The 25,509-nt window shown below is 45.4% G+C and carries 21 protein-coding genes and 4 tRNA genes; 15 read left to right on the forward strand and 10 right to left on the reverse strand.

From position 1 onward, the window contains the following. Positions 1-61: 61 nt before the first annotated feature. The 5 genes from B5X68_RS01610 to B5X68_RS01630 form a co-directional block, all read right to left on the reverse strand. Positions 62-1,699: a TldD/PmbA family protein gene (locus B5X68_RS01610; RefSeq protein ID WP_082212927.1), complete on the reverse strand. Its 1,638-nt coding sequence runs from the start codon at positions 1,697-1,699 to the stop codon at positions 62-64. Between the two features lie 138 nt (positions 1,700-1,837). Then, positions 1,838-3,154, reverse strand: coding sequence for a TldD/PmbA family protein (locus B5X68_RS01615; protein ID WP_082212928.1), 1,317 nt, complete (start codon positions 3,152-3,154; stop codon positions 1,838-1,840). A gap of 81 nt (positions 3,155-3,235) precedes the next feature. After that, entirely contained in the window at positions 3,236-4,879 is a 1,644-nt protein-coding gene (locus B5X68_RS01620) for a TldD/PmbA family protein (RefSeq protein ID WP_082213937.1), read from the reverse strand. A 154-nt stretch (positions 4,880-5,033) separates the two neighbouring features. After that, on the reverse strand, positions 5,034-5,387 hold the full coding sequence (locus B5X68_RS01625) for a response regulator (RefSeq protein ID WP_082212929.1): 354 nt from the start codon (positions 5,385-5,387) through the stop codon (positions 5,034-5,036). A gap of 121 nt (positions 5,388-5,508) precedes the next feature. Continuing rightward, positions 5,509-5,877 carry a hypothetical protein gene (locus tag B5X68_RS01630; protein WP_082212930.1) on the reverse strand — a complete coding sequence of 123 codons (369 nt, stop codon included), beginning with the start codon at positions 5,875-5,877 and terminating at the stop codon, positions 5,509-5,511. Between the two features lie 245 nt (positions 5,878-6,122). Here B5X68_RS01630 and B5X68_RS01635 point away from each other — a divergent pair, with 245 nt between their 5' ends. Continuing rightward, positions 6,123-6,926 carry a hypothetical protein gene (locus tag B5X68_RS01635; RefSeq protein WP_141110161.1) on the forward strand — a complete coding sequence of 268 codons (804 nt, stop codon included), beginning with the start codon at positions 6,123-6,125 and terminating at the stop codon, positions 6,924-6,926. Here B5X68_RS01635 and B5X68_RS01640 read toward each other — a convergent pair. From B5X68_RS01640 to B5X68_RS01660, 5 genes are all read right to left on the reverse strand, one after another. After that, on the reverse strand, positions 6,899-7,147 hold the full coding sequence (locus tag B5X68_RS01640; RefSeq protein ID WP_082212932.1) for a hypothetical protein: 249 nt from the start codon (positions 7,145-7,147) through the stop codon (positions 6,899-6,901). The two genes, B5X68_RS01635 and B5X68_RS01640, sit on opposite strands and share 28 nt — an antisense overlap. 37 nt (positions 7,148-7,184) lie before the next feature. Then, positions 7,185-7,580, reverse strand: a complete 396-nt coding sequence (locus B5X68_RS01645) for a glycoside hydrolase family 9 protein (protein ID WP_229208249.1) — start codon at positions 7,578-7,580, stop codon at positions 7,185-7,187. 39 nt (positions 7,581-7,619) lie between these two features. Next, positions 7,620-7,693: transfer RNA gene (locus B5X68_RS01650), tRNA-Arg, on the reverse strand. Positions 7,694-7,763: 70 nt separating this feature from the next. Next, positions 7,764-7,837 (reverse strand) — tRNA-Pro (locus tag B5X68_RS01655). Between the two features lie 75 nt (positions 7,838-7,912). Next, positions 7,913-7,999: transfer RNA gene (locus B5X68_RS01660), tRNA-Ser, on the reverse strand. A gap of 129 nt (positions 8,000-8,128) precedes the next feature. Here B5X68_RS01660 and B5X68_RS01665 point away from each other — a divergent pair. From B5X68_RS01665 to B5X68_RS01730, 14 genes are all read left to right on the forward strand, one after another. Continuing rightward, positions 8,129-9,091: a vWA domain-containing protein gene (locus B5X68_RS01665; RefSeq protein WP_082212934.1), complete on the forward strand. Its 963-nt coding sequence runs from the start codon at positions 8,129-8,131 to the stop codon at positions 9,089-9,091. Positions 9,092-9,129: 38 nt separating this feature from the next. Further along, complete coding sequence (locus B5X68_RS01670) at positions 9,130-9,849, forward strand: hypothetical protein (RefSeq protein ID WP_082212935.1); 720 nt, start codon at positions 9,130-9,132, stop codon at positions 9,847-9,849. Positions 9,850-9,865: 16 nt separating this feature from the next. After that, on the forward strand, positions 9,866-10,798 hold the full coding sequence (locus tag B5X68_RS01675) for a phosphoribosylaminoimidazolesuccinocarboxamide synthase (RefSeq protein ID WP_082212936.1): 933 nt from the start codon (positions 9,866-9,868) through the stop codon (positions 10,796-10,798). Positions 10,799-10,855: 57 nt separating this feature from the next. Beyond that, a complete protein-coding gene (locus B5X68_RS01680; protein WP_082212937.1) occupies positions 10,856-11,278 on the forward strand; it encodes an STAS domain-containing protein in 423 nt (140 codons plus the stop codon). 398 nt (positions 11,279-11,676) lie between these two features. Continuing rightward, positions 11,677-16,260 carry a glutamate synthase large subunit gene (gene gltB, locus B5X68_RS01685; protein WP_082212938.1) on the forward strand — a complete coding sequence of 1,528 codons (4,584 nt, stop codon included), beginning with the start codon at positions 11,677-11,679 and terminating at the stop codon, positions 16,258-16,260. Positions 16,261-16,322: 62 nt separating this feature from the next. Continuing rightward, the gene (locus B5X68_RS01690; protein WP_082212939.1) at positions 16,323-17,831 is read left to right on the forward strand and encodes a glutamate synthase subunit beta; all 1,509 of its coding nucleotides are present in this window, start codon (positions 16,323-16,325) and stop codon (positions 17,829-17,831) included. A 124-nt stretch (positions 17,832-17,955) separates the two neighbouring features. Next, on the forward strand, positions 17,956-18,579 hold the full coding sequence (locus B5X68_RS01695) for a polysaccharide deacetylase family protein (protein WP_082212940.1): 624 nt from the start codon (positions 17,956-17,958) through the stop codon (positions 18,577-18,579). A 50-nt stretch (positions 18,580-18,629) separates the two neighbouring features. Beyond that, positions 18,630-19,631: a glycosyltransferase gene (locus tag B5X68_RS01700; RefSeq protein WP_082212941.1), complete on the forward strand. Its 1,002-nt coding sequence runs from the start codon at positions 18,630-18,632 to the stop codon at positions 19,629-19,631. Between the two features lie 12 nt (positions 19,632-19,643). Continuing rightward, positions 19,644-20,411 (forward strand): TatD family hydrolase, encoded by a 768-nt coding sequence (locus B5X68_RS01705; RefSeq protein ID WP_082212942.1) that lies wholly within the window; start codon positions 19,644-19,646, stop codon positions 20,409-20,411. 21 nt (positions 20,412-20,432) lie between these two features. Then, the gene (locus tag B5X68_RS01710; RefSeq protein ID WP_082212943.1) at positions 20,433-21,506 is read left to right on the forward strand and encodes an asparaginase; all 1,074 of its coding nucleotides are present in this window, start codon (positions 20,433-20,435) and stop codon (positions 21,504-21,506) included. Between the two features lie 96 nt (positions 21,507-21,602). After that, positions 21,603-21,689 (forward strand) — tRNA-Ser (locus B5X68_RS01715). A gap of 521 nt (positions 21,690-22,210) precedes the next feature. Then, positions 22,211-22,573 carry a hypothetical protein gene (locus B5X68_RS01720; RefSeq protein ID WP_082212944.1) on the forward strand — a complete coding sequence of 121 codons (363 nt, stop codon included), beginning with the start codon at positions 22,211-22,213 and terminating at the stop codon, positions 22,571-22,573. 60 nt (positions 22,574-22,633) lie between these two features. Beyond that, complete coding sequence (locus B5X68_RS01725; protein WP_082212945.1) at positions 22,634-23,275, forward strand: TetR/AcrR family transcriptional regulator; 642 nt, start codon at positions 22,634-22,636, stop codon at positions 23,273-23,275. 97 nt (positions 23,276-23,372) lie between these two features. Beyond that, positions 23,373-25,460, forward strand: a complete 2,088-nt coding sequence (locus tag B5X68_RS01730; RefSeq protein WP_229208250.1) for a hypothetical protein — start codon at positions 23,373-23,375, stop codon at positions 25,458-25,460. Positions 25,461-25,509: the final 49 nt, after the last annotated feature.

The following is a 25,509-nucleotide window of genomic DNA, read 5'->3' on the forward strand; positions in this document are numbered from 1 at the left end:
ATGACTGAATGACTGGATGTGAGAAAGCTATTCACTCATTCACTCATTCAGTCATTCAACATTAAATCTTCCTGGCTGTGTTGATAACATTTACTCCATTAAACCGGGCGGTTGAACTTCCGTGCGAAACCGCGCTGGATTGAGAAGGCTGGCCTTTCCCGTCGAAAAACGAACCACCAAGACGATAATCCTTTTCATCGCAAACCTGCACACACGAATTCCAAAATTCCTGTGTATTGGATTGATAAGCCACATCTTTCAACATTCCCGCAATTTTCCCGTCTTTAATCTCATAAAATAACTGACCGCCAAACTGGAAATTGTAACGCTGCTGGTCAATCGAGAATGAACCGTCACCGATTATGTAAATGCCTTTTTTCACATCCTTAATCATGTCGTCCACGGACAATGGCGTCTTGCCGGCTGCCAGGGAAACATTCGGCATTCTTTGGAACTGGACAGACGACCAGCTATCCGCATAGCAGCAGCCGTGCGATTCTTTTTCGCCGATAATATGTGCCTGATCGCGAATGGCCTGGTAATTAACCAAAACACCCTCCTTCACAAGGTCCCACTTCTTTGTATTCACGCCTTCATCGTCCCAACCAACGGCGCCCAGCGATCCTTCCTGTAATTTATCGGCGATCAGGTTTACTTGCTTGCTGCCATACTGGAAGTTTTTGGATTGCCATTTATCCAATGTTGCAAAGGAAGTCCCCGCAAAATTGGCCTCATAACCCAGCACACGATCCAATTCAAGCGGATGGCCCACAGATTCGTGAATGGTCAGCCAAAGGTGCGATGGGTCCAGAATAAGATCATATTTTCCCGCCTCGACCGATTTCGCCGTTAGTTTTTCCTTGGCTTGTTTGGCTGCGGCAGTGGCATCTTCCAGCATATCATAACCTTTATTATAACGCGTGGTTACGCCGGTGATTTTGTCCGATGGATTGGCCTGCAGATAGTCGTAGCCCATGCCCATTGGTGCGCTTAATGCATTCCTCGTTTCAAATTTTCCACTTTTTGGATCAATGGCCGTCACATTGAATATTGGCCAGATACGGTGAACGTCCTGGTCAATGTAGGAGCCGTCTGTGGAAGCAAAATATTTTTGTTCATTAACCAAAAAAAGCACTGAATTGACATAATTAGCGCCGTTTTTCATCGCTGCGTCATTGACAGAAAGCAGCAAGTCAACTTTCTCCTTAATAGGCACTTCGAATGCATTTTTCTTGATCGGCGCTTTCCAGCTTACTTCGCCAAAACCTTTTTGCGGAGCCAACTGCACCGGCTCTTTCATCAGCTTTGCATTCGCTTTCGCAATCGCAACGGCATCTTCTGCGGCTTTTGCCATTTGGGCTTCATTATTTACGTCCACCACTGCGGCAAATCCCCAGCATCCGTTTGCGATCACACGCACGCCTACGCCGTAAGACTCGGTGTTAACAATGTTCTGGACTTTGTCTTCCCGGGTAACCACGAATTGATTCAAATAGCGGCCAATCCGCACATCCGCATAGGAAGCTCCTTTGGATTTCGCGGCGTTCAGTGCGGCGTCTGCCAGTCTCTTGTTGACGGCAGCATCTACGCTTTTTTCAAGAAATGCTTCGGGGGAAACATTCCTGCCCATGGCAAAAGCGGGCATCATGAACGCTCCGGTTCCGAGTCCAGCCAGTTGTATAAAGTCTCTGCGTTTCAAAGTATATATGTTTGCTAATAGTGACGAATTTTGGCTTCAGAAAATAGAAAGTGCAAAGCATAAGCTAGCGAAAAGAGCCGATAGAATCAATGCACTTTTTACGTAAGGAAATTAAGCTATTTGAGCGGTAATGACCTCTCAAACAGCGTCCGAAAGACTAGTAAATGTGAAATCGCGGATTTTAAGCGGCGGCACCAGATTGCCGCTTGCGCGCACCGGCTTGCCTATTGCCTCTACATTATTCAGCATGATAACCGGACTCTCGTTAAAGCGGAAATTCTTGACCGGATATTTGATCTGCCCATTTTCAATGTAGAATGTTCCGTCCCTTGTAAGACCTGTGTAGAGCAGGGTCTGCGGGTCCACAGCACGGATATACCAAAGCCTTGTAACCAAAATTCCCTTTTCTGTCCCTTTGATTAAATCGGCAAGCGATTCGTTGCCGCCTTGAAAAATGAAGCCAGACGGCGGTGGAACGGCCTTAACACCCTGCTTTTCAGCCCAAAAGCGCGAGTAAGTCATATTTTTCACAACTCCGCTTTCCACCCACATTACTTTTTCCTGCGGCCTTCCGTCACCGCTGAATGGCGATCCGGGAATTTCAAGGTTTTGAGGATCCGAATAAATGTTCACACGCTCGTCGAAAAGCTTTTCGCCTAACCGTGTCCCACCTCCTTTTTTACCTAAAAAACTCCTGCCTTCGTCCGCATTCCGCGCGTCCATGCTGCGCATCATATTTTGCAAAAGATCCACACCGGCTGTGGGTTCGAGAATCACTGTATATTTTCCAGGTTCTAATGCCTTCGCAGTTGAAGAGGCCAACGCTTTTTGCATCGCAACTTCCGTGGCCGAAGCGGTGCTCAGTTTGGAAGCGTCGTTATAATCGCGTGCCGCATAACCGGAACCTTTGCCATCGGCTGTGCGGACAGTGATAGAAAAATCAATAGACGTTGCCTTATTATATCCAAAAAGTCCCTTACTGTTCCCCATTGCCGAAAACCCAGCGGAATCTTCGAGATAACCCGCTGCTGTCAGGTTCTTTTTAATGCAAGGATCAATGCTATCGAATGCGGCTTTTGCACGATAATCAGGGTTGATGGCTGCCGTGCTCTCGGAAAAAGAATTTGTTTCCGCATATTGCTGTGCGCCGAGCATAGGAACATATTCCGGATTATCGGGTGCCAGTTTTGCGATTTCTTCTGCCCTTCTCACCGTTTTTTCCAAAGAGGCATCATCAAACTCGTTGATCGTGGATGTCCCTGATTTTTTCCCAAAAACAGATGTAACAGATAATGAAAGATCCGACGTTTCCCCACTCGTGGAAACCGAGTTTCTTGCATAGCGAATATTGCCTGTCCGGTCGCCCGAAAGTCCGACGCTAATTTCATCGGCTTTGGAAAATGCAAGAACTTTGTCAATGATTTTCTTCGCTTCTTCTTTGGATAAAATGGCCATTTCTAGAAAATAATATGCTTTAAAAATGTGGCTACTAAGCTAAATTGCGACTGGGGATGGAAATTTAGATCGATTTTGGAATCAGATTTTCCGTCCTGTATTGATAACATTAACACCATCGAAACGGGAAGTTGCGCTGCCGTGAGAAACGGCGCTTACTTGCGCAGGCTGGCCTTTTCCATCGAAAAACGAGCCGAATGTGCGGTAATCGTCTTTGTCACAAAGCTGCGAACAGGAATTCCAGAATTCCTGTGTGTTGGATTGGTAAGCGACGTCGTCTAACATGCCTGTGATCTGCCCGTTTTTTATCTCATAAAAGACCTGACCGCCAAACTGGAAGTTATAACGCTGCTGATCAATAGAATACGAACCTCTTCCAATGATATAAATGCCCTTTTCCACCCCTTTGATCATGTCCATCACGCTGCGCTTCTCTGTGCCCGGTTTCAGTGAAATGTTCGGCATCCGCTGAAATTGAACCGAATTCCAGTTATCCGCATAGCAGCAACCGTGCGACTCTTTTTCGCCAATGATCTTGACCTGATCGCGGATCGCCTGGTAATTGACCAAAACTCCGTCTTTAATAATGTCCCATTCCTTGCATGGAACACCCTCGTCGTCATAACCCACGGCTCCCAGCGTATTCAGCTGCGTTTTGTCCGCAACAATGTTCACGAGTTTGCTGCCATATGCAAAGTTTTTGGATTCCCATTTATCCAATGTCGCAAAGCTTGTCCCCGCATAATTGGCCTCATAACCCAGCACGCGATCGAGCTCAGTGGGGTGTCCAACAGATTCATGGATCGTAAGTCCCAGGTGATTAGGATCCAAAACAAGGTCATATTTACCCGGAAGCACTGATTTCGCACTCATTTTCTCCTTTGCTTGCTTGGCCGCGGTGATCGCGTCTTCCACCATATCGTAAGAATTCCGGTAACCGACCAGGCCATTCGGGCCAGCGATTTTCTCCGAAGTCAGACCGTCCAGATACTCATAACCCATGCCCATAGGTGAGCTGATGGCGTCGCGCGTTTTGAATTTCCCTGCTGCTTTATCGGTGACAGTTACGGTGAATGTGGGCCAGATCCGGTGCACGTCCTGGTCAATAAACGATCCGTCGGACGAAGCGAAATATTTTTGTTCGTTTACAAAAAACAAATTGGAAGTCACGAAGCCAGCTCCATTTTTCATGGCCTCGCCGTTGACATTCATTAAAAGATCTATTTTTTCCTGGATGGGTATTTCAAATGCATTTTTCTTAATGGGCGTTTTCCAGGTTTTATCGCCAACTCCCTTCTGCTCAGCCAAAACAACCGGCTCGGTTTGAAATTTGGAGTTAGCTTTGGCAATCTCAACGGCCGTAGCTGCGCATTTCGCAATGCCTTCCGCAGTTACATCGCTCGTCGCCGAAAAGCCCCATGTCCCATTGGCTATAACCCGTATTCCTACGCCATAGGATTCCGCATTGACAATATTCTGGACCTGTTTTTCGCGTGTAAAAAGATATTGCTGCAAATAGCGCCCGATCCTGACATCCGTGTAAGTTGCGCCTTTGCTTTTGGCAGCATTCAGGGCGATTTCTGCGAATTTTTTCTTGGCAGCGACGTCTATCCACGGTTCGAGCAGATGTGCAGCGCTCACAGGATTTCCTATGACAGGCACGGCGGAAAGCAGCATGGCTCCCGCGCCCATCCCCGTCATTTGCATAAAATCTCTTCTTTTCATCGAATGTTCAGGAAGTAAAATTGAAAACACAATGTAAAAAATATTTCCAACAAATATTGCTGTGGCAATATTTTTAGAGATCAATGCCGCCGCCCTGAACAAAAATGAGCGTGCCCTTTGCCAGAACACGCTCAACATTATAGTTTAAATAATTTCACATCAGGTTGGTGATGATTAACCGCCTCAAATCCTGTTCATCCCAGGGCTTGGTGACAAAATTATGGAGATATCCCTTGACTTCCGCCTGTTTGAATTCGGCGCTGTAAGCCTGCCCGGTAAGTAGGACCCGGATACTTTCCGGATATTGTTTGGATGCGATTTTTAGAAACTCCAGGCCCGTCATATCGGGCATTTGCTGGTCGACGAAAATGACGTCGATCTGTTTTTCTTCTAAAACTTTGAGGCCTTTGTCTGTCGATTCCGCGAGATAAATAGTCGCGTCTCTTCTGAATGAAGCTTTAAAGGAGTTGAGATTATTGACCTCGTGATCAATGTAGAGTATGCTCATAAAATTCTGATAGTGGGTTACGGTTGCTGCTAAAATACAACTTTTTACTTTTCTCAAATAGTTTTCCAAACAATACTTTACTCTCCTGCTTTAAGAGGCCTCAAAAACCTTCTATTATTCGTTACCAGCCACTTACAACGAGGTTATTATCAGACTCATAATACTCCTGCCACACATCCAGCAAATTGGGGTCACCCTGCCATGCCGAACCATCAAAATTGGTGATCTGATTATTGTCCAAATCCTGCCTGAATATCACATGGTGAATGTTTCCATCCTTGGTTCGCATGAATGCCTTCACTGCATACTTTCTGACATAGGTGGTTTGCCACTTACGCGGATTAGGCATAGGCTCGGCCACTGGCGTTTCATCATGAAAACGACGATAAAAATCGGCTATGGCCGCATCGTAATTATATTCAAAAGGCTGGTCAACCTGAAAAAAATTCGACTTAAAAAAGTCCCTTAACTGCTCTGGAGTTGGTTTCATTGCTAATTGTCGTAAAGCATGCGCCGGACATTCGGTTGCCCATCTTGTAAGATACGCTAATTAATACTGAAAAGCTAAACAAGCGGGGCAAACGGGACAATTGTTCTTAAAGTCCTCATTAACCGCAGAATAAATGATCACAGGCCGCTGGGTAAACGACAGCAGCTGTTCGTCCTTAATACGAAAAATCCCAAACCTGCTTTCGCCTTATTGCGCCATCTATTTACGAAAACAGTAATATCCTTATGACTAGAAAACGGTCCCCATTTAGTTTGCCCGCGCAGATGTTCCTGCTGTTGTCAGCCACCTTTTTGTCCTGCGGAAAAGACGACTTACCGCCCAATCAGGATGCTCCTGTAATTGCTGAGGCCCATTCGAATGCTTTCGTCGTGACGCAACTTCTCTCACAAACGAACATGCCCGGCTATGAAATTACGGACATACAGTACAACGCGGATCATTCACTTAAGAGTTATCGGACAGAAAGTGGCGCCTACACGACCCATGTCGCATATGCGCCGAACAAAGTAATTTACACTACCATTTTTGGGGGCAAAAAAAGTTCTGATATAGTTTATGATCTTGTAAATCAATATGCTGTCAAGAAGCTTGAAACATTTTATACCAGCAGTGGCAATGTTTCTGACATGATCCAGACGGAGTACATATATCAGTCCGGCAAAGTTATCAAGGAATATTATCGCGAAAATAACCTTCCCGATGGTCATTTGGTATATCATTATGACGATCACAATGTTACGTTCCAGGAGCGTTACGATGCGGACGGAGTAATAGTGAACAAAACCAGCTACGAGTATTATTTGAAACACACGGATAAGTCCGTCTATTTCAGCCAGTTCAATTTCAAAATGGACGCGAAGTTATTCCCTCAAAAGTCGCTTAATCTTATAGAAACCAGATATTTGAAAAAGCCCGGCAAAAACCCTGTTTCCACACATTACACATACATATTAAACGGCTCCGGCTATCCTTCAAGCGGAACGGTTTCTGGCCCTGATCCTTACAACTGGACCAGCGTTTGGCTATAAATCGATTGCTTTTGAACGATCAGCTTTTGCGAAAACAGACGATAGCCTGACTGGTCTCTATCTGTAAAAATGTAAAGATCTTCTGGTAAGCCAAAAGTTTCAAGACGGGTGATTTCATGTGGTTTGATGTCGAAGTTTCGGAGGATTATTCCGCGCCTGTCGATAAGCTCACCCGTCAACGGACTTTCCTTTCTCAGACTCTTGGTGTGTATTTCATACATGTTTTGCTGCTTTTGCAAAACATGTATTTCTATTCCCTTACAAGGATCTGGCACGTGAATGCAGGCTATCCGGAATGTTGTTACCGCCTTCGGAAATGTTATAATAATTGTCAGGGAATTTTTGAGAATATAATTCCAAAGCCGTAAACAAAATAAACAACGCGCTCGCCGCCTTATAAACATAACGACCATAATCGCCCGCATCCAGCCAGCCTTTTGTCCTCGGAATATTAGTCCCAACCGGGAAATTAGAAGCATCTTTTAGCGACGACGGAGCATGGGAGGCGTGAATTTCCGCAGTCGTCGCCAGCAAACCGCCCCGTTGGCAGCTTTCCGCATGCGGCGCTTCCAGTTTCCCTGATCTCTGAAAATACAACGCCCAGGCAGTCTGCTTGTACAAATGATTGTAGACATGAATTATTTGTCGTTGCACAAAAAAAGCACCTAACAAATAAATGCTAAGTGCTTATTGTGATCCGGATGTGATTCGAACACATGACCTGCTGCTTAGAAGGCAGCTGCTCTATCCAGCTGAGCTACCGGACCGTAATCAAAAAAATAGGCAGTCAGCGATTCGCAGTTTAATCTGCTACGGCCTAACTGCCTAAACCTTGTGTCGGGGAGACAGGATTCGAACCTGCGACCCTCTGGTCCCAAACCAGATGCGCTACCGGGCTGCGCCACTCCCCGAGTTATTTTACTTGCTAAGCTGAGTCTCGATTTCGTTAATTGTCAGCTCCTCTTTTTACTCTTTTTAGATCGGTGTAGAGGAAGCGGGATTCGAACCCGCGGTACCCTTGCGAGTACGGCAGTTTAGCAAACTACTGGTTTCAGCCACTCACCCATCCCTCCTTCTTTCCGTTCTGGGTTGCAAATATAGAAGGTTGCCTCTCAGAAAAACAAACATTTCCCTAAAAAAACTTTATCAGAAGCCACAATTGCCTATTTTTGAAAAATTTTAAATTACCCAAAGCGTTCATTATGAACTGGAATTACCCCTTTGAGACCACTGAATATTTTTTTATATTTTTTTTCATTTTAATCTACACAGCCTACATAATCCGCACAGTCCGCATTGCCCGGCAGCTGCAAACCACCGCGAGAACACTCATCCTAAAACTCTTTTTACGCACCATTTCTTTTTCGCTATTGATCATCAGCTTGCTCGGACCTTCATTCGGCGAGACCGATCGGCAGGTGCAGTCGAAAGGAAAGGATATTTTTATGATTGTCGATCTCTCAAAATCGATGGACGCGGCGGATGTGACGCCTTCCCGACTTGAAAAAGTTAAATTTGAAATGAACAGGTTTGTTCAAAATGAACGTGCAAACCGGATTGGGATCATTATTTTTTCCAATGAAGCATTTATCCACGTCCCGCTGACTTATGACGGCGCAGCTTTGGAATTATTTATCCAATCACTGCAAACGGACCTGCTGGCAACTGGCGGGACTAATATTTGCGATGCAACAGAGCTCGCTTATAGCAAATTAATGAATGCCGCGGATCCCGACGGACGTTCTAAAATGATGATCTTGTTCACAGACGGCGAGAATAATGCATCTTGCAGCGGCGCACTTTATAATAATCTGCGTCGGTTTGGAATAGGCGTTTACACGGTTGCGGTGGGAACGAAAGTAGGTATCAGCATTCAGCAAAACGGCAAGCCTTTGATGGATAAAAATGACAAACTGGTGATCAGCAAACTGGACGAAAACTTCCTCAGAACAATGGCCACTGCTGCGAGAGGCACCTATTACGAACTGAATAACGCCAAAAATGAGATGCCAAAACTTACCAATGACGTCAACCAGGCAGAGGGCACATTGGTGGATTCGCGGACCATCACGGTGGTAAGTAACAAATACTACTATTTCCTGGGCGCCGCCCTCGTACTCATCCTGCTGGACGTTTTAATTACCATCGGAACGTTCCGACTATAAGGATCAATGCTTATTTTTGCGTCTCAATGTGACTGCATATGACCGCCATTATTCTTTATATTCTGCTTTGGCTCTGGGATAATCGGACTTTCGATTCCATTACCAAGGCAAACGAGCGGAAACTGGGGGCTGAGCAGGCTTATAACAATAAACAGTTTAAACAATCAGCCGATCTGTATTACCAGATAACGTACGGATCTATATTTTCGGACCCGGCTGCAAGGCTAAATCTGGCGCACTCCTATTACCAGATGGGCGAATATAAGCTTGCACTGAAACATTACGAGTTGCTGGACCACATTGATAATAACACCATTGCGTCTATTGCAAACAGCCAGATCGCATTGATCAGGGTTAGCCAGAAAGACACGGTGAATGCACTTGACCATTTAAAAACTGCGCTTCGTCTCGAACCTGGCAATGGTTTGGCAAGAAGCAACTACATTGTTTTGAAAAAAGCATTTTCCGGAAATGAACAGCCTTCCAACCTGAATAACAAAAAGAAAAAATCAGAACGGGACGCTATTGCCGAGACGAGCCAGCAAACTCCGCCGGAGCCCAAACCAGAAACGAGAGAAGTGGCCGAAGACATTCAAAAAGAGGAATTGCTTAAAAGTTTGAGAGAAATGAATATGTCTGAGGAACAGGCACGTGCGATATTGGATGCCATGAAATCAAACGAATCGCAATATATTTACCAGCTCAGAAAGAAGCAATACAAGCAAAAAACAGCAAAACAAAACGAAATAGAGTGGTAATTTTTACTATAAAAAGATGAATAGCATCCCAGAAACCAATTTTCAATTTCCCGGCCAGACAGGGTTTTACAAAGGCAAAGTACGCGACGTTTACTCCTTTGAAAAAAAGCTTGTGATGGTTGCCAGCGATCGCATCTCTGCTTTCGACGTCATTTTGCCTCGGGCAATTCCCTATAAAGGACAGGTTTTGAATCAGATTGCGGCACATTTCCTGAATGCAACATCTGGCATTGTCCCTAACTGGCTCGAAGAAGTGCCGGATCCGAACGTCAGCATTGGTCTGAAATGCCAGGCTTACCCGGTTGAAATGGTTGTGAGGGGATATCTGGCGGGGCACGCCTGGCGTGAATATTCGCTTGGAAAGCGCTCAGTATGTGGCGTTTCTCTGCCTGATGGATTAAAGGAAAATGACAAACTTCCCGAGCCGATCATTACGCCAACGACGAAAGCGCATGAGGGACACGACGAGGACATCTCGCGTGAAGAAATCCTTGCGCAAGGGCTTGTGAGCGAAGATGACTACGAGCATTTGGAAAAATACACGCTCGCTTTATTTGCCAAAGGAACAGAAATGGCCGCTGATCAGGGCCTGATTTTGGTGGATACAAAATATGAATTCGGCCAATTGGATGGTGTCATTTATCTAATCGATGAAATTCACACGCCGGACTCGTCACGCTATTTTTACGCCGACGTATATGCGGAAAATCAGCGGGCCGGACTTCCCCAAAAACAGCTTAGCAAGGAATTTGTAAGAGAATGGCTCATTCAGAATGGTTTCCAGGGAAAAGAAGGCCAGACTGTTCCGATGATGGACGATGAGCGCATTCAGCTAATCTCCGACCGTTACATTGAGTTATTTGAAAAAGTAACCGGCAATAAATTCCAAAAGAACAATCTGGACGATCCTTTGAAAAGAATAGAAAACGCCATTTTAAGGACCCTGTAACAAAACCGGTCTGTGATATTTTATTAAAAATATTGTTTTGACAAAACAAAAATTGCAATGAACTATAAACTGGAAAAGAAGGAGCAATTTGTATATATCGAGCTGGAAGAGCCAGCATTTGCAGGTGAAGTCCCGGTAGCATTTGAGGAAACTGCACGTGAAATATTCCGCGAAGGATATCACAACCTTATTGTAAATATGCAGCCCGTGAAATCGGTGGATACAGCTGGGATAGCGATCCTGAAAAAAATCAACTGGCTTTGTGCCAATGACCTTGGCCTGCTGGTAATCGTGACGCGTGATGATGATTTTATGGACTTGCTGGAAGATCTCAAAATCCCGGGCATGGAAGTCTTGCCGTCAAAAGAAGAAGCCATTGACGCCGTTTTTATGCATAGTCTTGAAAATGAATTCGGCGCTGGTGACGATGGTTATGACGACGAGGACTACGACAATGTAAGCGAGTCCAAGGAACCGTAAAGATCTGTTTTTGACTTAGAAATTTGCGAATATCAAACGTCCGGCTTTCACAAGCCGGACGTTTTTTTTGGGCGTTTAAGTAACTTTTATTAATTTAACAAGACGGTATTTGTATTCCGGTAAGATGGCTAAACACATCATTTTGATTACGATTTTTACAACTAATAGCAGAAAGCGCTGATCATTTTATCAATATTTCTATATTATTTGTGACGAAAAAATCAAAAATCTATGGAGATAGAAAATTTTGCCATTTCGGTATTCGGCCAAATATCTTTTATGGTTATCTTGCGTGGCTTTACCCAATTCATAACGGGATGGCGGTTTCTTAAAAATTTTTAATTGCTTATTTAAACAAATTCTATTTACGAATTTGTCAACTCTAGAATCTTCGATTAATGTCGCAAATGTCTGAACCAATGGTAGAAAATCAGGGACTGTACCGTCCGGAATTTGAGCATGATGCATGTGGTATAGGTTTCCGGGCTAACATTAAGGGCCGCAAGTCACACCAGATCGTGGCTGACGCCATTCACATGCTCGAACGCATGGAGCATAGGGGTGCTACCGGTTTCGATCCGAACACGGGTGATGGCGCAGGCATTTTGATTCAGATTCCACACGAGTTCTTTGTTGAAGAATGTTCAAAGCTTGGTTTCCAATTGCCGCCGGCGGGTGAGTATGGCGTGGGGATGATCTTTTTCCCTGGCAACGAAATCATGCGTGAAGAGTGCCGCGACATTCTGAGCCGTAAAGCCAAAAAGCTTGGATTGCATATATTAGGTTACAGAAAAGTGCCAACATTGAACAACACATTGGGCGAAGGTTCATTGTCTGTTGAACCGCATGTTGAGCAATTGTTTATCAAACGTCCGGACGAAGTAACGGACGATCTTGGTTTTGAAAGAAAACTCTACATCCTGCGCCAGGTTTCTGCGCGGATTATCAGAGACACGGTTAAGGGCGTTGAAAGAAGCTTTTACTATTCTTCCCTATCCTGCCGCACGATCTCATACAAAGGCCAGCTTACAACTGCCCAGCTAAAATATTACTTCCCGGATCTGGAAAACGAATCGGTGGTTTCGGCCCTTGCGGTTGTTCACTCGCGTTTTTCTACCAACACATTCCCGTCGTGGGAGCTTGCTCAGCCGTTCCGCTACATTGCGCACAATGGTGAGATCAATACCGTAAAAGGAAATGTAAACTGGATCCGCGCCGGGGAAAAATCATTTGCTTCTGAGTTTTTCACAAAAGAGGAAATGGACATGATCGTCCCGATCTGCGACAGAAACCAATCTGACTCCGCAAACCTGGACAATGCCATTGAATTGCTGCACCTTTCGGGCCGCTCGTTGCCGCACGTAATGATGATGCTGATTCCTGAGGCCTGGGATGGAAATGAGCAAATGGACCCGGAACGCAAAGCTTTTTACGAATACAATGCTGCGATGATGGAGCCCTGGGATGGTCCGGCTTCTATCTCGTTCACGGACGGTAAAATGGTGGGCGCAACGCTTGACCGTAATGGATTACGTCCTTCTCGTTACTGGGTTTTGGACGACGATACGATCATTATGGCTTCTGAGGCTGGGGTTTTGGATGTGGATCAGTCAAGAGTTGTTACAAAAGGCCGTTTGCAGCCGGGACGCATGTTCGTCGTGGATATGGAGCAAGGCCGCATTATCCCGGATGAAGAAATTAAAGCAGCAGTTTGCTCTGGTCAGCCTTATCAGAAATGGCTGGATGACAATAAGTTGCACGTTGATCAGCTAGATCACCCAATCCGGACTTACCGCGCTTACGACGACAATGCATTGCTGAAACGTCAGGTTGCATTTGGTTATACTTCGGAAGATTTGCGCATGATCCTGGCTCCTATGGGGCAGACAGGTCAGGAAGCAATCGGTTCGATGGGAACGGACGTGCCTTTGGCGGTGCTTTCTGAGCAAAGCCAGCATTTGTCTAATTATTTCAAACAGCTTTTTGCACAGGTTACCAACCCACCGATTGACTCGATCCGCGAACGTTCGATCATGTCGCTGATTTCTTTTGTGGGCGGAACAGAAAATATATTAACCGAGACGCCGAAACATTGTCGCCAGATCGCGCTGCCGCATCCGATTTTATCGGTGCAGGAGTTTGATAAACTGCGTTTTGTAGATAAAGATGGTTTCCAGGCGAAAACAATCAACACCTATTTCCGCGCTGACGAAGGAGGAAAAGCGTTGGAAAGAGCATTAGAGCGCATTTGCCGCTACGCAACGGACGCGATTGATGACGGATTCGAGATCCTGATCCTTTCCGACCGTGCGATTGACTCGGATCACGCGCCAATTCCTTCCCTATTAGCCACTGCAACCATTCACCACCATTTGATCCGTGAAGGATTGAGAGGAAAAGTGGGGTTATTGGTTGAAGCGGGAGACGTTTGGGAAACACACCATGTTGCCGCATTGATCGGTTATGGTGCTGCGGGAATTTGCCCTTACATGGCATTTGAAACACTTTCTTTCATGAATCGCAAGAAGATGATCGAAGGTGAGTTTACAGACGAAAAACTGCATTACAACTACATTAAGGCTGTTAATAAGGAGCTTTTGAAGATTTTCTCCAAAATGGGAATTTCCACATTGCAGTCTTATCAAGGCGCTCAGATCTTCGAATGCGTTGGTTTGAACAAAGATGTGGTTGACAAATATTTCACAGGAACCATTTCCCGCATCAGTGGAATGGGCATTTCTGAGATTGCGCGTGAAATCCTGGTGCGTCACAAAGTGGCTTACCACGAAACGCCGGATTCGAAACCCAAGCTGGAAGTGGGTGGATTTTACCAATGGAAACAACGCGGCGAAGCGCACATTTTCAATCCTGCTTCTGTGCATTTGTTGCAGCAATCTACGAAAACAAACAGTTACGAAACATTTAAGAAATACTCTAAACTGATTGATGATCAGAGCCATAAGGCGTTAACACTTCGCGGTTTACTTCGTTTCAAGAAAGGAACGAGCATTCCAATTGAAGAAGTGGAGCCGGTGGAAAGTATTTTCAAACGCTTTGCTACGGGAGCCATGTCATTTGGTTCTATTTCGTGGGAAGCGCATACTACATTGGCCATTGCCATGAACCGGATAGGCGGAAAATCCAACTCCGGTGAAGGCGGCGAGGACGAATTGCGTTACACGCCTCTGGCGAATGGCGACAGCATGAATTCGCAGATTAAGCAGGTTGCTTCCGGACGTTTCGGGGTTACCAGCCATTATCTGAGCAATGCTGGCGAATTACAGATTAAAACAGCACAAGGTGCAAAACCAGGTGAAGGCGGACAGCTTCCAGGTTTCAAAGTGGATGACTGGATCGGCCGCACGCGTCACTCGACGCCGGGCGTAGGCTTGATCTCTCCCCCGCCCCACCATGATATTTACTCGATTGAGGATTTGGCTCAGTTGATTTTTGACCTTAAAAATGCAAACCGTCAGGCACGGATCAGTGTGAAACTGGTTTCGGAGGCTGGTGTTGGAACGGTTGCTTCGGGTGTTGCGAAAGCGCATGCGGACCACATTCTGATCTCGGGTTATGATGGCGGAACGGGTGCTTCCCCATTGAGCTCGATTCGTCACGCAGGTTTGCCCTGGGAGCTTGGTCTTGCGGAAACGCACCAGACTTTGGTTAAAAATAAATTGCGCGGACGTGTTACCGTTCAGGCTGACGGTCAGCTTCGTACGGGTCGCGACCTTGCGATTGCGGCGATGCTGGGAGCAGAAGAATGGGGCGTGGCGACGGCTGCATTGGTTGCGGCAGGTTGCATTATGATGCGCAAATGCCATTTGAACACTTGCCCAGTCGGCGTAGCAACCCAAAATAAAGAATTGCGCGCATTGTTCTCGGGTAAGCCTGAGCACGTGGTGAACATGTTCCATTTTATGGCCGAAGAGTTGCGCGAAATTATGGCACAACTTGGTTTCCGGACTGTAAATGAAATGGTTGGGCAGGCTCAATATCTTGAACTGCGTAACGATATCAAACATTGGAAATACAAAAACCTGAATTTCGATGCCATCCTTTATAAAGAAGGCGATCTTTCAGTGGCGCAATTCAAACAGGAAGAGCAGGATCACGGCATCGACAGCATTATCGACTGGGATCTGATCAAAGCGGCACAGCCTGCGCTGGATAGCCAGGAAGAAATTTATGCAGAGTTTGCATTGAACAACCTGAACCGTTCGGTGGGAACAATGCTTTCAAATGAGATTTCTAAAAAATACGGCGGTGCTGGTCTTGCAAAAGGCAACATTCATTTCAAATTCCGCGGAACTGCCGGACAAAGCTTTGGTGCATTCAACACAGCCGGACTTCGTCTGGAACTGGAAGGTGACGCCAATGACTATTTCGGAAAAGGACTCTGTGGCGCTGAACTGATCGTTTATCCAGACCGCGACTCGAAATTCAAGCCGGAAGAGAACATTATCATTGGTAACGTTGCTTTCTACGGCGCAACCTCAGGCGACGCTTATATCAGAGGAACATCCGGAGAGCGTTTCTGCGTGCGTAACTCAGGTGCGAAAGTGGTTGTGGAAGGCGTGGGTGACCACGGTTTGGAATACATGACGGGCGGTTTGGCTGTGATTCTTGGTGAAACAGGAAGAAACTTCGCTGCCGGGATGTCGGGCGGTGTGGCTTATGTTTTGGATAAGAACGGCACATTCAAAGAGAAAGTGAACATGGAAATGGTTTCACTGGATCCGCTTAACGAAGAAGATCAAGGCATTTTGCGTGAATATCTGGATAAACATTTCCAGTATACAACCAGCAACATTGCCTTCCAACTGATCCAGAACTGGGAACAATCTGTGAAGCAATTCGTGAAAGTGTTGCCTGCGGATTTCAAGAAAGCGCTGGAAGGACGCAACATTACATTGGCGCAGCAGATTGCCGATAAGAATGTGGTTTACAAAGACATCGTTGTGGATGTAGTTCATCAATAAGCGGTTACCACGTTTTCAGGAGTTGTTTTAATTAGAATAACGATTTAATAAGAAATATAAGAATGGGAAAACCAACCGGATTTTTAGAGTTTGAAAGGGAGTTGCCAAAGAAAAGAAGTGTTGACGAACGTCTTTCGGATTACCGCGAGATTGAAACTGCCCCAACTGACTCTCATTCCAAACAGCAGGCAGCCCGTTGCATGGACTGCGGAATCCCTTTTTGCCACAATGGCTGCCCGCTAGGCAACATTATCCCCGAGTTCAACGATGCGGTGTATGATGAAAACTGGGCGCTGGCTTACGAAATTTTATCTTCGACCAATAATTTCCCTGAATTTACGGGAAGGATTTGCCCTGCGCCGTGCGAGTCATCTTGCGTGCTGGGCATTAACAAGCCACCCGTGGCTATTGAATACATTGAAAAAGCGATCATTGAGAAAGCTTTTGAACTAGGTCTTGTAAAACCAAGAATCCCAAAATTCCGCACCGGCAGAAAAGTCGCTGTTATTGGTTCAGGACCTGCGGGAATGGCCGCTGCTTACCAGCTTAACCAGGCCGGACATTCGGTGGTTTTGATGGAACGTGCTGATAAAATCGGTGGACTTGTTCGTTACGGAATTCCTGATTTCAAGCTGGATAAAGGCGTTATTGACCGTCGTTTGGCGGTTATGGAAGCCGAAGGCGTTGAATTCCGCACGAATGTGAATGTGGGTGTGACTGTGAAAGCAAACGAATTGCTGGATGAGTTCGATGCAGTTTTATTGACAATGGGATCAACCGTTCCAAGAGATGTAAAAATCGAAGGACGTCATTTGAAAGGCGTTCACTTTGCGATGGAATTCCTAAGCCAGCAAAACAAACGCGTGGCGGGTATTAACCCGGAAGTGGATCACCGCGGAGCGCCTTATACAAACGGACAGATCATTGCGAAAGACAAGCACGTGGTGGTAATTGGTGGCGGTGACACGGGTTCTGACTGTGTGGGAACATCCGGCCGTCATGGTGCAGCTTCCGTTACACAAATTGAATTAATGCCGATTCCACCGAAAGAACGCGATGCGAGCACGCCTTGGCCAAACTGGCCGATGATGTTGCGGACTTCAACTTCGCACGAGGAAGGCTGCGACAGACATTGGTCTATCAATACAAAAGAATTTGTTGGCGACGAAAACGGCAATTTGAAAGAGTTGAAAATCGTTGACCTCGACTGGCAAAAAGATCCTGAAACGGGCCGTATGCAAATGAAAGAAGTGGCAGGAAGCGAAAGAAACATTCCTTGCGACCTTGCATTTTTGGCAGCCGGATTTTTGCATCCACAACAAGAAGGCCTTCTGAACGACCTGGAAGTGGAATTTGACGAGCGCGGCAACATTAAAACAAACGGTTATCAATCAACTTCCAACGAAAAAATCTTTGCAGCAGGTGACTGCCGCCGCGGGCAATCATTGGTTGTGTGGGCGATAAGCGAAGGTCGTGAAGCCGCGAGAGCAGTGGATGAATATTTGATGGGGCAGTCGTTTTTGGAAGCAAAAGCGGTTTCCATGTTCAATCCAGCATTTGCGCATGCATGATAAAAAGTAATGGTTTGATAAAAACCACTTCATATTCCTGACAAGAAGCTGCTCTAAACGGGCAGCTTCTTATTTTATATCCCTTTATATTTGAACATTATTTGCGCCTGACATCATCTTAATAATGTTTTTACATAATTCGCCTTTCTGGCTGAAAGCATTCTTTCCGGGCTTCATATGGCATATTCCGACGCGGGAAAAGAAAATTTTCCTGACATTTGACGACGGCCCGATCCCAGACATTACAGAGTCGGTTTTGGAAACATTGAATCTATATGGTGCGAAAGCGACATTTTTTTGCATCGGAAATAATGTGCAGAAACACCCGGAAATTTATCAAAAATTGCTGGACAATAACCACGCGATTGGAAACCACACATTTAATCACATGAATGGCTGGAAAACAGATGACGGTTTATATTTGGAAAACATTAAACAATGTGATGCCGAATTAAACCTACCGACAAAACTTTTCAGACCGCCTTACGGACGGATCAAAAAAAGCCAGGCGCGCGTTGTAAAAAAAGAGCGCCAGATCATTATGTGGGATGTTTTGAGTGGCGATTTTTCCAAAGAGATCACGCAGGAAATTTGTTTGCGGAAGTCAATTCAGCATGCACGGCCTGGCTCAATTGTTTTGTTCCACGACAGCATCAAAGCCGCAACCAACATGCAATATGCGCTTCCGAGGTTCCTGGAACATTTCAGTAACCTGGGTTTTTCGTTCGAAGCAATGGCTATGCAATAGAGCTCGGCAATTATGATAAACACTTTACAAACAAACATTTGCATTAGTACATGCTTCCAACAGGCAACCGCATCCAAGTAAGCATACTCGTCGCCGCACGGAACGAAGAAGAAAATATTGAAAGGTGTTTACAATCACTTCACGAGCTAAATTTTCCGAAAGAAAATATCGAAATAATCATCGGCGACGACGATTCAGATGACCGGACTTACGAGCTGGTTTCTCAATTTATCATTGATAAACCAGCATTTAAGCTTATTAAAATCACCTCGCAGGTTGCCGGTTTGAAGGGGAAAGCGAACGTATTGGCGCAACTTGCTCATGAGGCGAAAGGAGAATATTTTTTCTATTGTGATGCCGACATTGTCGTTCAGCCCATTTGGATCTCCCAAATGCTCGGTCATTTCAAGCCGGAAACTGGCGTGGTGATCGGGATAACGCGGATGAAGCACATTCACATGTTAGCCGATCTGCTTTCAATGGAATGGCTTTTCGCCTTAACGGCAACCCGCTTTTTTTCTTTGCTAAAAATCCCGATTACGGGCATGGGCAACAACATGGCGGTGACGAGGGAAGCGTATTTTGCCATTGGTGGTTACGAAAAAATCGGCTTTTCCATTGTCGAAGATTACACGCTTTTCATGAGCATTGTAAAGGAAGGTTACGGCTTTACAATGGCTTATAAACCCGAAGTAATCAGCATTTCGGAACCGATGAACACATTTCCCGAGTTGTTAAGACAGCGAAAACGATGGATGCATGGCGTTATGCAATCTTACTGGCTCACTCGGTTAAGCCTGTTTGTCTCCTCGCTTATTGTGCCCATTTTGCTCGTTATTTCTATCTGGTTCCCAATTAATGTGCTTTCGAGCATTATTCAGTATTATGTGCTGGTAACGGGAATTTCTTTAACAGCTGTTTTTATGCTCAAACAATACGACCTCTGGAAAGCCGCATTGCTTTTCTGGTTTTATATGGTCAGCATTGGATTAATCATGCTGGTCAACTATTATCTGCCAAGCAAAACGATCTGGAAAGGAAGAGAATATTAAAAAGTTAAATAAATGATTGAGACGCACGCCCATATATATAGTGACGATTACGCGGAAGACCGCGCTGCCATGCTCGAACGCGCCTGGAATGCGGGCATAGAACAGATATGGATGCCCAATTGTGACCATACGACCATTCCCGGTATGATGAAACTCGCGGCGCAATTTCCAGGCAAATGTTTGCCCATGATCGGCCTGCATCCGACTTATGTGAAGGAAGATTTTGAGCAAGAACTGGTCATTATGGAAGATTGGCTGGAAAAATATCCTTTCATAGCGGTCGGAGAAATCGGAATGGACCTTTTTTGGGACAAAACTTTCAAGGAACAACAAGAAAAGGCCTTTCTATACCAATGTAAGCTTGCCCGCAAGCATAACCTTTGGATTGACATTCACAGCAGAAATGCATTTTGGGAAACAGTAAAACTGATTGAAGAATTTGGTGACCCTGCTTTGAAAGGCATCTTTCACTGCTTCACAGGAACGTTGGAAGAAGCAAACAAAGCAATTGAACTTGGGTTTAAGCTCGGCATAGGCGGTGTAGCTACATTCAAAAACGGAGGTTTGGACCAAGTCATTCCTTTTGTAGACATCGAACATCTGGTCCTTGAAACCGACGCCCCTTATCTGGCACCTGTCCCCTATCGTGGCAAAAGAAATGAGGTTGCTTACATTGATCTCGTGGCGCAGCGTGTGGCTGATTTGAAACACCTTCCAAAGCAGGAAGTTATCAACGCAACGAGCGATAATGCTAAAAAAATGCTTCAAAAAGCGTCCTAGTATCCTTAAAAAGCAATTTGAATGTCTTACAGCAAAATTCATATCAACCCCATTTCTCCCGAACCCACCGTTGGTTCTGTCCTCGTCATTTACACCGGCGGAACATTGGGAATGGTTTACGAAGCGAAAGGAAAACAGCTTGTCCCTTTTAATTTTAACCAGATCATTGACCGCGTTCCGGAAATCAGCAGGCTTAACTTCGACATCACATTCCTTTCCCTCTCGGAACCGATAGATTCCTCAAACGTAAACCCCGACATATGGATTGAGCTGGCAACGATTATTGAGCAGGAATATGCGGGTTATGATAGTTTTGTGATCCTCCACGGCACCGACACTATGGCCTATACAGCGTCTGCGCTTAGCTTTTTGCTCGAAAACCTGAACAAGCCCGTCATTCTTACGGGCGCCCAATTGCCCATCGGCGTCGCGCGTTCAGATGCACGTGAGAATGTGATTACCGCATTGGAACTGGCGGCCGCCAAGAACGAGGAAGGCCAGCCCATCATTTCAGAGGTCTGTATCTACTTCAATTCCTTATTGTTACGTGGCAACCGCAGTAAAAAGCGAGAAAGTTCGGATTTCAATGCATTTCATTCCGAGAATTATCCGGCCCTGGCGAACGCAGGCGTGCGCATAGAGTATAACTTGCCTTACATTAAACCTCATGACTCAGATCAACGTTTGACCATCCATAAAAACATGGATAACCGCGTAGCATTCCTGAAAATGTTTCCCGGCATAAGTCAACTCGTCGTCGATTCGATACTGAATATCAGTGGATTAAGAGGCATTGTTCTTGAAACTTACGGAGCAGGCAACGCCACCACAGCCCAATGGTTCCTCGACGCGATCAGCAATGCAATCGAAAAAAACATCATCATTTTCAACGTATCCCAATGCGACGGCGGCCGTGTGGCACAAGGCCATTACGAAACCAGCCGTTTTCTCAAACAAGCCGGCGTAGTAAGCGGCTCTGATATTACAGCCGAAGCGGCAATTACCAAAATGATGTATGTTTTCGGCAAAGAAACAGATCCGCATAAATGCGCAGAAATGCTATCCCAGCCGCTGCGCGGCGAAATGAGTGTTTAATAAATAAGCGGTTATCGACACAAATTTGGTCAAAGCCCTTTTTTTGATTTGCAAGTAAAGCGATAAAAGCTATCTTTGCACCCCATAACCACAAACAGAGAGGTGTCCGAGTGGTTGAAGGAGCTACCCTGGAAAGGTAGTATATGGGTAACTGTATCGAGAGTTCGAATCTCTTCCTCTCTGCAAGTAAGAATACCAAAAAGCATCGAAAGCCTGTAAATCATACATTTACAGGCTTTTTTGTTTTTCAGATTTAGTCATAATTTGCAAATATTCGTAATATCTAGGTGAGCATCGGATGAGCAGTTTGAAATAATTAAAAAGGTGCTCACCTGAACCGCTCTAACAATCTGAATAACAACCTGTTCATCAGATAAACATCTTGATTTTTTGGAAGCATCGATGGTAGTTTTGTTTCCCTAAATATCAAATGTTATGTTATCACGAAATCTGACTATGTTTTTTTATTAAAAAAAAACGCAGCAACAACATTACTGGTTAGGCACAGCATTCAATACTTTACCGTAAAGAAAATCCCTAATATCTGGTTCAATGCCGACAACCAATTTCGTGGAAACTTTTTTTATTATAATAATTTCCTGCACCTTTACTGGAAATTATTAATTCATTAATAGTTTCCAGTAAACTTCTTTTATAGCATGTCTACCAAGCTCCAATAATCTTTACTTTAAACACAATGTACTATGAAAATTACATCTGTCATTTTTGTCTTATTACTAACATCCTGTATAACATGCTTTTCTCAGACTACTGATTTTTTTGCTGGAAAATGGGAAGTTACTGTGTTAAATTCTCCAAAAGGCGACGTATCATTTTTGACCGACCTGATCCGAAAAGATGGAAAACTGACGGGAGAGCTCGTTGAAAAGGCGGACGCTGCGAGCATTCGCAAGATTATAAAGGTTGAAGAAAGTCCGGAAAAGCTGGTGGTCTACTTCGAATCCTCACAAGGTGGTGAATCTATTCTGGATCTAAAAAAAGTTGATCAGGATAATTTGAAGGGCACTATGCACGACTTTGAAGCGACGGCGAAAAGACTGAAATAATAAGATTATCAGCAACGTGACATGCTGCCCGTCAAAAGGAGTTAGCATACAATAGCAACCATGAAGGAAGATATATTACAAAAATCGCTGACACTGTTTTTAAAACATGGCATTAAAGAAATGTCCAATCAGAAGCTAGTTGACTGGCTGGGCATCTCTACGAAAACCATTTATAAATACTTCCAAAACAAAGAAGGGCTGCTGGAAGAAGCCTTGTATTTGTATCACAATACACAATACGAAAAGCTCTTAAATCTTTCAAATGGCCAAAATGCAGCTTGTCATTTTTTAGAGATCTGGCAGATCGCCGTTGAAATGGAGTATCAGATCAACCAATCTTTTTACAAAGAACTTGAATATTATTATCCTGACCTGGCAAGGAAAGTTGAAAAAGTGATTGCCCCAAAGTTCGAACAGCATTTTCTGTCCGTCATAAACCGGGGAGTTGCCCAAGGTAGTTTTCGTAGCGACATCCTGCCCGACGTTGCCTTACGAAGTGTCTTGGCGCTGCACCGTGCTTCCGTGGCAAGCGAAAGTTTTACAAAGTTCGGCTTATCCGCCATGGACCTGCTTCTGCAAACAACCGCAAATTATATCCGCGGACTATGTACGACCGAAGGCCTGAAAGCGCTGGAAAAGCACATTCAAACCCTAACATTATCCGAATCGAGAGAAAACCGGATCGTTACGATGAACCACTAAACATACAAAGATGCCTGCCAATACTTTTCGCAACCTGTGGGTTTGTCTCCTGCTTACCCATGCCGTGATGACTCATGCGCAAACCAGTTTACTGCCAATGAGCAGCGAACTTGCCCATAAATTCACAACCCAAGACACTTTGTTTGAAAACCCGTATGTAGATGTCGATGAGTGGCGGGACAAACCTGTCCGCCACCGATATGTGCATGGTGGTTTTAAAGGCACCGGCGCACGTTTCTCCTTGTATTTCCCGCCGAAGGACAATTATCAGGGGCGCTTTTTCCAGTACATTACGCCTTTCCCCGATAGTGAAAACCTTTCACAGGGAGCTTCCGGTGAAGAAGATAAAATAGGTTTTGCTATCACACACGGCTCTTATTTCATTGAAACAAATGGCGGCGGGCGCGTCGATTTCGCTAAGCCAGAGTCGAATGACCCAACCTTGGGTGCTTTTCGCGTTAACGCCGCTACTGCGCAATTTTCCAGGGTAGTAGCCACCCAAATATATGGCGGCAAACGTCCGTATGGCTATGCATTTGGAGGAAGTGGTGGCGCATACCGCACGGTGGGCAGCATTGAAAATACGAATGGCGTTTGGGATGGCGTGGTCCCGTACGTGCTGGGCTCGCCTATGGCTATCCCCAACGTTTTCACTGTCCGCATGCACGCCATGCGAATTTTGAAAGATAAATTTCCTGCAATCATTGATGCATTGGAACCCGGTGGAAGCGGTGATATGTATGCAGGCTTAAATTCAGAAGAAAAAGATGCGCTTCTGGAAGTAACCAAAATGGGATTCCCCCCACAATCGTGGTTTGGTTATCAAAAAATGGGTATTCATGGGTTTTTAGTGTTGTACCAAGGTGTTGTCCGGGCAGATAAAAGCTATTTTGAAAAAGACTTCTGGAATACGCCTGGCTATTTAGGGGCTAACCCAACAGCCTCCTTAACCAAAGCCCGTATCCAGCAACCTAGCCTTATAAAAGCAGGGATTACGATTGATGAAGCGGTAAGCCTGGGATTAACACAAGCTATGTCGCCCAGCGAGCGCGGAACAGCAGATGCAGCCTGGAAAGCCATTGGTGGTGTGGAGAAAGCAATGCCTGTCGCTTTTCAGTTGACAGATGTGCTACCTGACATTGATTTTTTGGGAGGTGATTTGCTAATATTAAGCGGTGCAGGTGCTGGCAAAACTTTGCAGCTAACCAAGATCGCGGGAGACAAAGTAGTGCTGGGTCCTGCCGATGCGGCCGTGCTTGCTCTGTTAAAGCCAGGTGATAGGGTTCAGGTTGACAATTCCAATTTTCTGGCTGTCCAAACATTCCATCGTCATCAGATACCTGATAAGGAATATTATGTCTATGACCAATTCCGTGACAAAGAGGGCAAACCGCTTTATCCACAGCGCCCAATGCTTCTCGGGCCCCTGTTTACGCGTGGAGCTGCCGGCGTGCTGCCAACAGGTAAGTTTACAGGTAAAATGATATTGTTAGAGTCACTTTGGGACAGGGAAGCTTTCCCATGGCAGGCGGACTGGTACCGCTCGAAAGTAAAATCCAATCTCGGTGACAAGTTGGATGATCATTTTAGGCTTTGGTACACCGACCACGCGCTTCACGGAGATATCGCAGTTGAAGATGACCCGACCCGGACGGTCGGTTACCTGGGTGTATTGCAGCAGGCCCTGCTTGATCTGAGTACCTGGGTAGAAAAGGACATTGCTCCTGCTACGACCACAAACTATAAAATTCAAGAAGGCCAGGTAATTGTACCGCAGATGGCAAACGAACGTAAAGGCATTCAACCCGTGGTTACTTTAATGGCCAACGGAGGCAAGCGGGCGGAAATCAATGCGGGTCAGTCCGTCACCTTTACAGCGGAAGTTGAAGTCCCTGAAAAGATGGGTAAGATCGTTGCCGCGGCCTGGAATTTCGAAGGCTTGTCAAAAGAAGTCGAAAAACGATCTGGATGGAGCTTTGAAAATTCTGATGAATTCCCGGTTGCGGCCAAGGTCTCCCCAACAAATAAGTCCGGTTCGAAGGTCACTATCAGGACAACCCATCAATTTTCAAAACCCGGCACCTATTTCCCTACACTCAGGGTTGCCTCTCAGCGTCATGGAAACGCCAAGACCCCGTTTACCCGAATTCAAAATCTAGATCGTGTGCGGGTAGTGGTTAAGTAGGATTACAAACCTGATGGGCCTGAATCAAATCTCCTATGTAAACGTCAGG

Origin of the sequence: Dyadobacter psychrophilus (assembly GCF_900167945.1) — a bacterium.
Classification (GTDB): Bacteria; Bacteroidota; Bacteroidia; order Cytophagales; family Spirosomataceae; genus Dyadobacter; species Dyadobacter psychrophilus.